This window comes from Pseudomonas fluorescens (assembly GCF_003732425.1).
GTDB classification, from domain to species: domain Bacteria; phylum Pseudomonadota; class Gammaproteobacteria; order Pseudomonadales; family Pseudomonadaceae; genus Aquipseudomonas; species Aquipseudomonas fluorescens_BE.
This window is the reverse complement of sequence record NZ_MOBX01000005.1, coordinates 344,967-357,548: the sequence shown is the minus strand read 5'-3', so window position 1 is coordinate 357,548 and position 12,582 is coordinate 344,967. Positions and strand designations below refer to the sequence as shown.

The following is a 12,582-nucleotide window of genomic DNA, read 5'->3' as shown; positions in this document are numbered from 1 at the left end:
GTCAAGATTAAATTCCGAAACCCCAATTGCGAAAGCAGTTGGGGTTTTGTTTTAGTAGAAACACCCGTTTTTGCTGGCTTGTTACCGTGTTGACGAGCCAGATGCAGAATTTCTTGACGACCATAGAGCGTTGGAACCACCTGATCCCATCCCGAACTCAGCAGTGAAACGATGCATCGCCGATGGTAGTGTGGGGTTTCCCCATGTGAGAGTAGGTCATCGTCAAGATTGAATTCCGAAACCCCTGTCTGCTAACGCAGACGGGGGTTTTGTCATTTCAGGATCAGATAAAGAAACAACAAAGCCAGCCCCTGAAATCAGGGGCTGGCTTTTTTATGCACAGGAAAAAGGGTTGCAGGATTTGAAACTGCAGCCGGAACATTGCTCCGGAAAAACACCGTAGCGACCGCTCTGGCACGCCGTTCGGCGGGAATCCGGCAGAAATACCATCCATTTCCAGCACAGCCCTAAGATTTCTCCGATACGTGCCGACAGACTGGTGAGACATGCGTGCACCAAAGTAGAGCGGCCAGAAGAACGCTGCCTGCGCTGTACATGGAATGTTGCATTCGGAACGCATCCCCACTTTTGGCATAAGAAGTCCCATGAAATGAATCTCAAGTTCAGCCATAAAATCCTGTTGGCCGCCTCGGGCGTCGTGGTCCTGGCGTTCGCGCTGTTCACCCTCTACAACGACTATCTGCAGCGAAACACCATTCGCCAGAACCTCCAGTCTTCCGTGCAGCAGGCCGGTGATCTGACCGCCAGCAGCGTGCAGAACTGGATGAGCGGGCGGATTTTGGTGCTGGAAAACCTCGCGCAGAACGTCGCCCATCAGGGCAAGGACGCCGACTTCCCGGGCCTAGTAGATCAACCGGCCTTCACCTCGAACTTCCAGTTCACCTACGTCGGTCAGGCCAGCGGTGTGTTCACCCAGCGCCCTGACGCAAAGATGCCGGATGGCTACGACCCACGTCAGCGCCCTTGGTACAAGCAAGCCGTTGCGGCTGACAAAACCATGCTGACACCGCCGTACATGGCTGCCGTCGGCGGGTTGGTGGTGACCATCGCCATGCCGGTGAAAAAGAACGGCGAGCTGCTGGGCGTGGTCGGTGGTGACCTGAGCCTGGAAACCCTGGTGAAGATCATCAACTCGGTGGACTTCGGTGGCCTTGGTCATGCGTTCCTGGTCAGCGCCGACGGTCAGGTGATCGTCAGCCCGGACAAAGATCAGGTCATGAAAAACCTGAAAGACATCTACCCGAACACCAGCGTACGCATCGAGAAGGGCAACCAGAACGTGGTGCTCAACGGTCAGGAGCGAATCCTGTCGTTCACCCCGGTCAGCGATCTGCCGAATGCGCAGTGGTACATCGGTCTGTCGATCGATCGCGACAAGGCCTACGCCGCACTCAGCCAATTCCGTACCTCGGCGCTGATCGCGATGTTTGTGGCTGTGGCCGCGATTGCGCTGCTGCTGAGCCTGTTGATCAACGTGTTGATGCGTCCGCTGACCACCATGGGCCGCGCGATGCAGGACATCGCTCAGGGCGAGGGCGACCTGACCCGTCGTCTGGTGGTCGAGAGCAAAGATGAGTTCGGTGAATTGGGCAGCGCCTTCAACCAGTTCGTTGAGCGGATTCACGCGTCGATTTCCGAAGTGTCTTCCGCCACCCGTCACGTCCATGATTTGTCGCAACGCGTAATGGCTTCGTCCAACGCTTCGATCGTCGGTTCTGACGAACAAAGCGCGCGCACCAACAGCGTCGCGGCGGCGATCAACGAATTGGGCGCGGCCACTCAGGAAATCGCCCGCAACGCTGCCGATGCTTCGCAGCACGCCAGTGGTGCGAGCGAGCAGGCTGATGACGGTCGTCAGGTGGTCGAGCAGACGATTCAGGCGATGACCGAGTTGTCGCAGAAGATCAGCCTGTCGTGCACGCAGATCGAAACCCTGAATGCCAGCACCGACAACATCGGCCACATCCTCGATGTGATCAAAGGCATCTCGCAACAGACCAACCTGCTGGCACTCAACGCTGCGATCGAAGCGGCGCGTGCCGGTGAAGCCGGACGTGGTTTTGCCGTGGTGGCGGACGAGGTGCGTAACCTGGCCCATCGCACCCAGGAATCGGCGGAAGAGATCCACAAGATGATCACGTCGTTGCAGATCGGTTCGCGCGAAGCGGTGACCACCATGAACGCCAGTCAGGCGTCCAGCGAGCAGAGCGTGGAAGTGGCCAATCAGGCTGGTTTGCGTCTGGTCAGCGTGACCCAGCGCATCGGCGAAATCGACGGCATGAACCAGTCGGTGGCAGCGGCCACTGAAGAGCAGACCGCCGTGGTGGAGACCCTCAACGTCGACGTCAACCAGATCAACCTGCTGAACCAGCAGAGCGTCGCCAACCTCAACGAAACGTTGAAGGATTGTGATGCGTTGTCGCAGCAGGCCAACCGCCTGAAGCAATTGGTCGATAGCTTCAAGATCTGATTTTTCAGATTGGAGACTGCGTTATCGTTCTTCGCGAGCAGGCTCGCTCCCACAGATTGACCGCGTTCCTACAGAAGGAATGCAATCAAAATATGGGAGCGAGCCTGCTCGCGAAAGCGGCAGAACAATCACCGCAAACCTTAAGCCTTAAACAAACAGCTTCAGCACATTTCCCATCGCATCATCCGCAAACCCCTGCACAAAATCCTTGAACCCCGGCAGTGCCTCTTCACCGCCCGACGCCGGCTCGGCAATAATCGTCCAGGTCGCGCGGGATTTCCCCTCGCCCAGCGCTTCAACATTCATCGCCGCCCACAGATTCGCCACCCCCAACGTGTTGTAAATCGTTGTCCAGGTCATGCTCCGCGCCTGCTCATCGTGAGAGTTGAGCTGTTCAACCACCAGGTTGCCATCCTTGAAGCATTTCTTGCGCAGCGAGGACACGCCCTCGCCGATGGTTTCGATGTGCGACAGCGCCGGAATGAAGCGATCGAAACCGCTGAAGTTGCCGACCACCGCCCAGACTTGCGCGGCGTCCGCCGGTACCTCCACCGAAGAGACGACATGGCAGCCATGTGGGTTTTTGATCAGGGTGTCGGGTTGCAAAGTGCTCATGGTGTTGCTCCTTTTTTGTGGCTTCAGATGAAGTTGATTTCTTTCAGGTAGTCGCAACCGCGTCGCAGCAGCGCCGGGGATTTCTGCGGGTAGTGCGCGCCCATCTGCTGCACGCCGGCCTCAGCGTTGGCGTGGCCGATGAGGGAGATGTCGCCGATGTCTTCTTCAAAACCGTTGAGGTAGAAACCGAGCACGCCGAACAGCGCGTTGTCGGCGTCGACACGGTTCAGTTGCCGCTGCCAGTCGGCGACGCTCACCAGCGAGAACTCGCTGCCGGTTTCGCGGAACGACGCGACATAGGCGTCCCAGCTCAAGGGCTCGGGGTTATGCAGGTTGAACACCGCGCGCTCGGGCGAGTAACGGCTGGCGTGGAAGGCGATGAAGCGGGCGAGAAAGTCCACCGGCATGAGGTCGAAATTCAGCGCGAAGGCCGGTACCTGGCCGAGCTGGATCGAGCCTTTGAGCATCAGCATCAAGCGGTTTTTGTGCGGCTGACAAACGCCGCTCAAGCTGTTGAAACTGATGTTGCCGGGACGATACAGATTGACCCGTACGCCGCGTTCCCGTGCCCGTTCGAGGACGCGCTCGCCGACCCACTTCGACAGGTTGTAGCCGTTGCGAATGTAGATCGGCGGCGTCGGCGCGGCAGGCAGTTCCAGCACCCGTCCCGCGTCGTCGACCGTGCTTGAGGCCGACAGCGTCGAGACGAAGTTGAAGATCTTTTTGCTCTGCCCTTCGCACAGGCGCAGCAGGGCAAAAATCGGTTCGACGTTGTCCGCCGCCAGCGACTCGTAATCGAGCACGTGATTGACGTTGGCGGCGTTGTGCACGAGCGCGCCGAACTCGCGATCCAGGCGCTGATAGTCATCATCGGCCAGTCCCAGTTGCGCGCGGGTGATATCTGCCGCGTAGACCCGCACCCGGCTCAGATCCAGATGCTCCAGGCGGTTTTCCCGCAGTGACTCGGCAAAGCGTTGCGCCGCTGTTTTGCCACCGCCGTCGCGCACCAGACACGCCACTTCGCTGGCCCCCCAACCGAGCAACGCCTCGACGATGTGTACGCCGACAAAGCTGTTGGCGCCGGTGACGATGACCTTGTGCACATCGCCCATGCGGCTGATCGGCAGTGGTTCGATTTCCAGCGCACGCTCGGCGTCGGCCATGGCCTGGGCACTGAGCACGGCGCTGTCATCGGTGCCGCGCACCAGCGTCGCGAGTTTGATGATGGTCGGCAGTTCGATGAAGCGGTTGATCGAAATGCTGCGGCCGAACTCCTCACGCAAACGCAGCAACATGCGCGACAGCAGGATCGAGTGGCCGCCGAGATTGAAGAAGCTTTCGTCGGTGGAAATGTCGCGGGTCGGCAGCTCCAGCAACTCCGCCCAGATCTCCAACAACAGCGCTTCGTCAGCATTCGCCGGCAGGGCTTTCGGACCGCTGTCCTGCACGCTCACTGGCAGTTGCAGCAGCGCTTTGCGATCGACTTTGCCGTTGGTGGCGAACGGCATGCTCGACAGTTCAGTCCACGCCACGGGTTGCATGTAGTCCGGCAAAAACTGTCTGGCGTGGGCTTTCAGCGCTTCGCGCGCGGTGGCCGATTGCGCTTGCGCGAGGAAGGCGAGAATCCGCCGCTGACTGTCGATCACCACCGCCACTTGCCGGTATAGCTGGCTCTCGCGCAGGCAACGTTCGATCTCTTCCGGCTCGACCCGGAAACCGCGGATTTTTACCTGATTGTCGCGTCGCCCGCACAGCTCGATACCGTGCTCGCCCCACTTGGCCATGTCGCCGCTGCGGTAAGCGCGCAGCGTTTCGCCGTCCGGCAATTGCAGGGTCAGATAACGCTCGGCGGTCTGCTGTGGATTGTTCAGATAACCGAGGCAAACACCGGGGCCGACGATGAACAATTCGCCGACGGTGTTTTCCTGCACCGGTTGCAAATCATCATCGAGAATCAGCACCTGACTGTTGGCGATCGGCGCACCGAGGCTGCGGTTGCTGTCACCGGGGATCAGCTGGCGGGCGGTGATCAACACCGTGGCTTCGGTCGGGCCGTAGAGGTTGTGCAGCGTGCCCTGGCGGGTCAGTTGTTCAATGACAAACGGCTCGCAGACATCGCCGCCGGTCATCACTTGTACGCCTTCCAGTTGCTCCAGCGGCAGGATGCTCAACAGCGCCGGCGGCAGGAACGCGTGGGTCAGTTGTCGGCGGCGGATCAACGCGACCAGTTGCAACGGATCACGCCGTTGCGTGTCGTCGGGCACCACCAGTTCGGCACCTTCGAGCAGGGTCGGAAAGATGTCGATCAGTGACGAATCGAAGCTCAGCGACGAGAACTGCAGTACCCGACTCTGGGCCTGCAACTGCACGTAATCGGCGTACCACGCGGTGAAGTGCGCGAGGTTGGCCTGACTGAGCAATACGCCCTTCGGATGGCCGGTGGTGCCCGAGGTGTAGAGCGCCATGCACGCTGCATCGAGTTCGGGGCGGCGGCGCATCAACGGCTGGCTGAGATCTGCCTCGGTGCTGTCGATGCAGCTGACATCCAACCCCGCCATGGTTGCGCTAAGCGGATGCTCGCCGTCATGCAACAACAGCAACGCACCGGCGTTTTGCAGAATGTATTGCTGGCGCTGCAACGGATGGCTCGGCTCCAGCGGCAGATACACCGCGCCGCTACCAAGGATTGCCAGAATCGAAGCGAACAACGCCGGGCTTTTCGGCAGGCAGATGCCGACCACCCACGGTTGTGGCTGTTGCTCGAGCAAGGGCAGCAAGCGCTGTTGAATCGCGCGGCTGTGGGCGTGCAGTTGGCGATAGCTGATCGACTGTTCGGCGAGGTACAGCGCTGGGCGTTCAGCGTGATGGCTCAGGCTTTGTTGCAGGCGCTCGATCAGTGGGACCTGCGCCTGTTCCAGCAGCGCGGGATTGGCTGTGTCGTTGCGCCGATGGACATAGGCCAGGCTGTCGAGAAACAGCAGGTTTTCCATTCGCTCGAAATCCGGCGCAGTCACTGGCGCGGCCTGCTGCAGATAGTCAGCATCGCGGGAGAGGCGGCTCACCAGCAACGCGACTTCATCGACCACCTGCGTCAGCACCCGTTGCCGCAGCGCCTGCCCATTGCCGGACGGCTCGTCGCCAATCGGCACGCGGCTGATCAGTGACGAGCCGAGGAAGCACAGCAAATCGAGTGTCGGCAAACCGGCCGCGCTCTGCACGCCGACACCCAAACGCAGATGCAGGTGCGGGATCGAGCAGAAATCGCCGGCGCCGATAAAACCATCGTCGATGATCAGATCCATCGTCGATGCCCCGGCAGCGCTGCGCTGCAAGGCGTGACCGTGTTGTTCCAGTTCCTGCGCCAGGTCGGTCATGGCTTGGCTGGTGCCAATCAGCAAAATGTCGAGACGTTTCATGTCGGCCTCCTCATCAAACCAGGTAGTCGCGCAGCGCGTGCTGCACGCAGGGCGTGTCGAGCAGCGAGCTGTTGTGGAAGAACTTGACGATGTTGCCCACCAACGGGTGATGGCGATTGATCGGGAATGCCAGCCCGGCCATCTCGTCCCTGAGCGAACGGCGCGTGGCCTCGCTGACCGGCAGTGCGTCGATCAGGCGCAGGTCAAAGGATTTCTGGATGTCGTTGGTCAGGTAATGGCCGATGAACACCGGCAGAATCTGCGCGATGGTTTCGCGATCCGCAGCGTTGGCGGTGTGCCAATAGATGCGCACCATCCGCGCCCAGAAACTCGAATGGCGACCTTCGTCGAGCAAGTGATCGGCCATCAGGCCTTTGATCGACGGCTTGACCGTGTCGTCGCGGGCGAACGCGGCAACATCACCCGTCACGGTGTTTTCGGCGATGGCCACGCAGATCAATTCGACCGCGCTGCGCAGGTGTTCCGGTGCCAGCGCGACGGCGGCGGGAATGGCCCGGCTCAGTTCGATCTGATCGGGCAACTGAATGGGTTCGATGCCGGTCATCGCTACCGTTTGCTGCATGAAATCCATCGCCACCAGGGCGTGGTAATCCTCATCAACGACCACGGTCATCGCGTCGTAACGACAGGCAAACGGGAAGGCCACGGCGAAGCGATTCTTGGCGATGCTGCGCGCGGTCTTGTCGACGATCTCGGTCTCGAAAATCACCACATCGTTGATGAACTTGTACAGCGTTTGCACCAAGGCGAAATCACGCTGCTGCGGGCACTCGCGCAGGAAAGTTTCGCTGAGCACCAGCGGCTGGCGGCTGAGCGGATAGATCAGGCGTTCATCGTCTTCGAGTACGCGTCGCGGGCGAGTGCGGATGGTGGCGCGATTCTCCCAGGCGTCGGCAAAGGATTGATAGTCAGCAGCGTTCATTGGGCCACCTCCGCCAACGGCTCGCGCATGCTCGCGCGCAGGCCGTCCCACAAAGCGATACGGCTTTCCACGGCGGCGATGGCGCTGGCGTAGACCTCGGCTTCACGTTGCGGGTCGCCGTCGACCAGGCGCTCGAGCAGGTGTTCCGCCGCCGGGCCGTGGTCTTCGGAGTCGACCTCGATGTGGCGCTGCAGGTAATAGCGGAAGGTCGGCGCCTGTTCGATGCCGATGCCCCAGTCGTCAAGAATGCGTTGGAACATGGTCGGGATCACGCTTTCGCGGCCATGCAGAAACGCCGCCGCCACGCTGTGCCCCGGTGCATGCAGGGCGGTGCGCAAGGTGTCACGGACAAACTGCGCGGCAGCCGGATCAACCTCGACGCTTTGCAGCGCGACGTCATAGCTCACGCCTTCCTGTTGCAGGGCGACAAAGCGCTCCACGGCCGTGGTACTCGCGCCGATTTCGCGCATCGCATCCAGGTACAACTCGAAATGGCTGTAATGCCCTTCGACCAGGCGATCATCCGATTCTTCGCCGAGGACGATTTCGTTGATCAGCCGGGCTGCATGAGGATCGCGTGGCGGCAACCACGGCAATCGGGTACAGGTCAGTTCCTGTTGCAGACGTTTGGTCAGCGACATGAAATCCCACACGGCGAACACGTGGGTTTCCATGAAACGTCGCAACACCGATAACGAAGTGATCTCGGAAAAGATCGGGTGAATACTAAGTTCAGCTTTCTTCAAGGCGAGTTGGTGCTTAGTGGGCATCATGATGTCCTTTATCGTTGATATTAAATGGAACTACTGTGCAACTTCGTAATCAATGGAACTACGACTTACTTGTTTTCTGTCGACGGACGACAGCCTTCCTTCCTGATAAGAGAGTGCGGACCGGATATACCGTGACATGGCGTCATGTCTGCCCATGAAACGCTGGTTATGTGCCGCAGACATTGGGCTGCTGCCGAATTGAAGGGTGAGGTTCAAACTTGGCGAGGAAAAGTTAATACACCGACAAAGTGTTTAACAAGTATATTTTTAATTATTTTAAGTTGGCTATTTTTTGAAGTTGAGCGGTTCCAATAAAACTTGTGTTTGAAGTTTTATTGGGCGTAGTTACTCCTTTCGGCGAATAACAGCCAAAATTGATCAGCAAGAGTGAATGCCTCACTCGAAGCAACTTTCTAATAAAAAGAATTGAGTGGTTAAAAGGGGCAGAAGTTGGCCGTGACCCCGCGCCATGACTTCCTTTTTCCCGTGGCAAGGCTCCTTCCGTAGGTTCCTGGTACGGGGACTGCGCCGGCAGCGCGGCGCGTCGCCCGTTCTTTATGGGGTGGAGGTTCAAGAGTGCGGGTAAATTTGCGCCACGGCTATGACCGATTCATCAGCGGCAACGCGCAGACTGAACGGCGTGGGGGAGGTTAGAGCGGACATGCGGATCCGCCCAGCAGAGGGCTGGCGGATCGCTTGGGGATTTGTAAGCGGGTGATTCGCGGGCGGCGCAGTTTCAGCTTGCGGCTTGGCGGCTTTGTGCGGCGGGGGTAGCGAGATAGCGGGTGATCACTTCGACACCACGATTGAGGTGCTGCTCAAGGAGTTTGATCGACAGCTCAGTGTCGCGATCCTGCACGGCCTGCAACATCGCCCGGTGATCGTCCTGAGACAATTTGCCCAGGCCCATGGCCTCAAGGTTGAAGCGCAGAAAACGTTCTTCTTCATTGAGCCCATCTTCGACCAGGCGCAGCAAGCGTTGGTTGGGCGCCTTGCTGTACAGGGCCATGTGGAACAACCGGTTGAGCCGGCCGATTTCCGTGTAATCGTGCTGCGCCTCCAGCTCTTCGATGTAACCGGCTGCGCGTGCATGGTCGGCAGCGCTCAGCAGCGGAATCGACTGACGCAGGGCTTCGGATTCAAGCAGGATGCGCAGCTCGTAGGTTTCGGTGGCATCCCCCTGAATCAACGGCGCGACGACGGCGCCTTTGTGCGCGGTCACGCTGAGCAGTTCCTGGGCTTCGAGCTGGCGCAACGCCTCGCGCACCGGCATGCGGCTGACGCCGAATAAATCGGCCAGATCCTGCTGGCGCAGTGCCGTGCCGCAGGGCAGACGACCATCGAGGATCGCCGAGCGCAGGGTTTCTTCGATCACCGAACGGGCCAGATGAGCAGGAATCGGTCCATCGACTTTAATGCTGTGCAACGGTTTGGGCTTCTGTGTCACGACTACGCACCCTGTATGTCGGCCTGATTTGGATCCAAATGACACTAGTGATTGCTCTACAGGTTGTCAAACCTTGTGAACCATCGCTGTGCCAACTGTAGTTTAACGCGCCGAGCATGATCTCATGGTGCCATTGTTTTTTGTCGGGCTAAGCTTCACCATCAAACGCTTTCCTTCCTGCCCCCTGGAAACCTGCTGTGGCGGTACGTTTCGCGATCCCCCGAACGCTGCGCTGGCTTGGCTGCGCACTGCTGCTGGCCGGCGTCATGCTGGGCGGTCTGCATGCCGATTGGGATTTTTTCACGATCAGCCGCAAAGCCACGGCACTCTACGGACCGCTGGGTGCCGGGCAGCAGCGCATCGATGCCTGGCAGAATCTGTTGGCCACGCAGAAACAGGTCAGCGAGATGGAAAAACTCAAAGTGGTGAACCTGTTCTTCAACAAACAGGTGCGCTACGTCGAGGACATCGATCTGTGGCACGAGGTCGATTACTGGGAAACCCCGATCGAAGCCTTATGGAAAGGCGCCGGCGACTGCGAAGACTATGCGATCGCCAAGTATTTCAGCCTGCGTCACCTCGGTGTTTCCAGTGACAAGCTGCGTATCACCTATGTCAAGGCGTTGCGCCAGAACCGCGCGCACATGGTCCTGACTTACTATGCCACCCCCGACGCCATGCCGCTGGTGCTCGACAGCCTGATCGACCCGATCCAGCCGGCATCGCAGCGAACCGATTTGCTGCCGGTCTACTCTTTTAATGCCGAAGGTCTTTATTTGCCGGGGGCCAAGGGCAACAAAAAGGTCGGTGACACCAAACGCCTGTCGCGCTGGCAGGATGTCTTGAAAAAAATGCAGGCCGAAGGTTTCCCGGTCGAGACGACTAACTAGGAGCACGCGCTCAGATGTCTTTGTTCAAACAGCTGTTGATCGCTATCTGTCTGTTCCTGGTGGTCGCCTTCACCGGCAGCTTCATGGTCAGTCTGGAGAGCTCGCGCACCCAGTACGTCAACCAGTTGCGTTCCCACGCCCAGGACGCCGCGACGGCGCTGGCGTTGTCGCTGACGCCGAATATCGACGACCCGGCCATGGTCGAGTTGCTCGTCAGCTCGATTTTCGACAGCGGTTATTACGCGAGCATCCGCGTGGTCGATCTGAAGACTGACCAGACGATTGTTGAGCGCAACGGTATTCCAGCCGTGACCAATGTGCCGGACTGGTTCGTCAAGCTGATCGGCCTGGAGCCGGCCGGTGGCGATGCGCTGGTCAGCCGTGGCTGGGAGCAGGCGGCGCGGGTCGAGGTGGTCAGCCACCCGATGTTCGCCGTCGCCAAGCTGTGGCAGAGCGCGTTGGGCAGCCTTGGCTGGCTGCTGATCTGCGGTGCGATCAGTGCCGTGCTCGGCGCGCTGCTGTTGCGCCGGCAGTTGAAACCGCTGGATTACATGGTCAAGCAGTCCCATGCCATCGCCCGTCGCGAATTCCTCAGCCTGCCGGAATTGCCGCGTACCCCGGAATTGCGCCGCGTGGTGCAAGCGATGAACCAGATGGTGGAGAAGCTCAAGGCGCTGTTTCAGGAGCAGGCCGAACGCAGTGAAAAGCTGCGCGCCGAGTCCTATCAGGACAATCTCACCGGGCTTGCCAACCGGCGCTATTTCGAAATGCAGCTGCACAACCGGGTGAGCAACCCGGAGCAGGCCAGTTCCGGTTATCTGCTGCTGTTGCGGGTCAAGGATCTGGCCGGGCTCAACCAGCGCCTGGGCGGTCAGCGTACCGATGAATTATTGAAAGCGGTCGGCGAGCAACTGTCCCGCGAATGCGCCAAATACCCGGAAACCCAGAATCTGGTCACGCGTATTCGCGGCGGCGAATTCGCCGTGCTGGCGCCGGGTCTGGTCCGTGAAGAAGCGCTGCAACTGGCACAGAACCTCGACAGCGCCTTGAGCAGTCTGCACGCCACCGGGGCCACCGACGTGGCTGCCGTGGCGTCGATCGGCCTGGCGCCGTTCACCCACGGTGATTCGCCGCAACACGTGCTGACGCTCGGCGATCAGGCGCTGGCGCAAGCTGAAGGTCAGGGCGAGCAGAATTGGGCGTGCATCGATCAGAGTCTGACGGCGGATGTCGGCGACGATCACCATGCCTGGCATCGCTTGCTCGATCAGGCCTTGAGTCAGCAGCGTTTCGAGCTGTATTTCCAACCGGTGGTCGCTGCCGCCGACACGCAACTGGTGCTGCATTACAAAGTGCTCTCGCGCCTGCTCGATGATCAGGGCCAGACCATCCCGGCCGGGCGCTTCCTGCCGTGGCTGGAGCGCTTCGGCTGGACCGCACGCCTCGATCGCCTGATGCTCGAACGCGTGCTGGAGCAGATGAAAGAACATGAGGAGTCGCTGGCGCTGAACCTGTCATCGGCGACCCTGGCTGATCCGCTGGCGCTGAACAAAGTGTTCGAGATTCTGCGCTCGCACTCCAACCTGGGCGAGCGCCTGACTCTGGAAATCGGCGAAGAGCAATTGCCCGAACAAGCGGTGCTGGAGCAGTTGACCCGACGCCTGCGCGAACTGGGCTTCTCACTGAGCCTGCAACGCTTTGGTGGTCGCTTCAGCATGATCGGCAACCTGGCGCGGTTAGGCCTGGCGTACCTGAAGATCGACGGCAGCTACATTCGCGCGATCGATCAGGAGAGTGACAAGCGCTTGTTCATCGAAGCGATCCAGCGCGCCGCGCACAGCATTGATCTACCGCTGATTGCCGAGCGGGTCGAGACGGAAGGGGAATTGTCGGTGATTCGCGAGATGGGCTTGTATGGGGTTCAGGGGCAGTTGTTTGGTGAACCCAAGCCCTGGAAGTAGTTTTTTAGTACGGCGGCGTCAGTAATGGCGTCTTCGCGAGCAGGCT

Annotated in this window: 9 protein-coding genes and 1 rRNA gene; 4 read left to right on the top strand and 6 right to left on the bottom strand. The window is 59.7% G+C overall.

Annotated elements, in window-relative coordinates:
- Nucleotides 1–112: 112 nt before the first annotated feature.
- Nucleotides 113–228 (top strand): 5S ribosomal RNA (gene rrf / locus BK670_RS09460).
- Between the two features lie 55 nt (nucleotides 229–283).
- Here rrf and BK670_RS29485 read toward each other — a convergent pair.
- Nucleotides 284–631 (bottom strand): hypothetical protein, encoded by a 348-nt coding sequence (locus BK670_RS29485; protein ID WP_148047010.1) that lies wholly within the window; start codon nucleotides 629–631, stop codon nucleotides 284–286.
- Here BK670_RS29485 and BK670_RS09455 point away from each other — a divergent pair.
- Nucleotides 611–2,491, top strand: coding sequence for a methyl-accepting chemotaxis protein (locus BK670_RS09455; RefSeq protein ID WP_123449559.1), 1,881 nt, complete (start codon nucleotides 611–613; stop codon nucleotides 2,489–2,491). The two genes, BK670_RS29485 and BK670_RS09455, sit on opposite strands and share 21 nt — an antisense overlap.
- A 147-nt stretch (nucleotides 2,492–2,638) precedes the next feature.
- On the opposite strand, the gene BK670_RS09450 is transcribed toward BK670_RS09455, so the two are convergent.
- The 5 genes from BK670_RS09450 to BK670_RS09430 form a co-directional block, all read right to left on the bottom strand.
- Nucleotides 2,639–3,106 carry an SRPBCC family protein gene (locus tag BK670_RS09450; RefSeq protein WP_123449558.1) on the bottom strand — a complete coding sequence of 156 codons (468 nt, stop codon included), beginning with the start codon at nucleotides 3,104–3,106 and terminating at the stop codon, nucleotides 2,639–2,641.
- Between the two features lie 23 nt (nucleotides 3,107–3,129).
- A complete protein-coding gene (locus tag BK670_RS09445) occupies nucleotides 3,130–6,522 on the bottom strand; it encodes an amino acid adenylation domain-containing protein (RefSeq protein ID WP_123449557.1) in 3,393 nt (1,130 codons plus the stop codon).
- A gap of 13 nt (nucleotides 6,523–6,535) precedes the next feature.
- Entirely contained in the window at nucleotides 6,536–7,465 is a 930-nt protein-coding gene (locus tag BK670_RS09440; RefSeq protein ID WP_123449556.1) for a diiron oxygenase, read from the bottom strand.
- Complete coding sequence (locus BK670_RS09435; protein WP_123449555.1) at nucleotides 7,462–8,238, bottom strand: DUF3050 domain-containing protein; 777 nt, start codon at nucleotides 8,236–8,238, stop codon at nucleotides 7,462–7,464. Before BK670_RS09435 ends, BK670_RS09440 begins: the two co-directional genes overlap by 4 nt.
- Nucleotides 8,239–8,974: 736 nt before the next feature.
- Complete coding sequence (locus BK670_RS09430; protein WP_123449554.1) at nucleotides 8,975–9,685, bottom strand: GntR family transcriptional regulator; 711 nt, start codon at nucleotides 9,683–9,685, stop codon at nucleotides 8,975–8,977.
- Nucleotides 9,686–9,882: 197 nt separating this feature from the next.
- Here BK670_RS09430 and lapG point away from each other — a divergent pair, with 197 nt between their 5' ends.
- Nucleotides 9,883–10,575 carry a cysteine protease LapG gene (lapG, locus tag BK670_RS09425; protein WP_123449553.1) on the top strand — a complete coding sequence of 231 codons (693 nt, stop codon included), beginning with the start codon at nucleotides 9,883–9,885 and terminating at the stop codon, nucleotides 10,573–10,575.
- Nucleotides 10,576–10,589: 14 nt separating this feature from the next.
- Entirely contained in the window at nucleotides 10,590–12,536 is a 1,947-nt protein-coding gene (lapD, locus tag BK670_RS09420; protein WP_123449552.1) for a cyclic di-GMP receptor LapD, read from the top strand.
- Nucleotides 12,537–12,582: the final 46 nt, after the last annotated feature.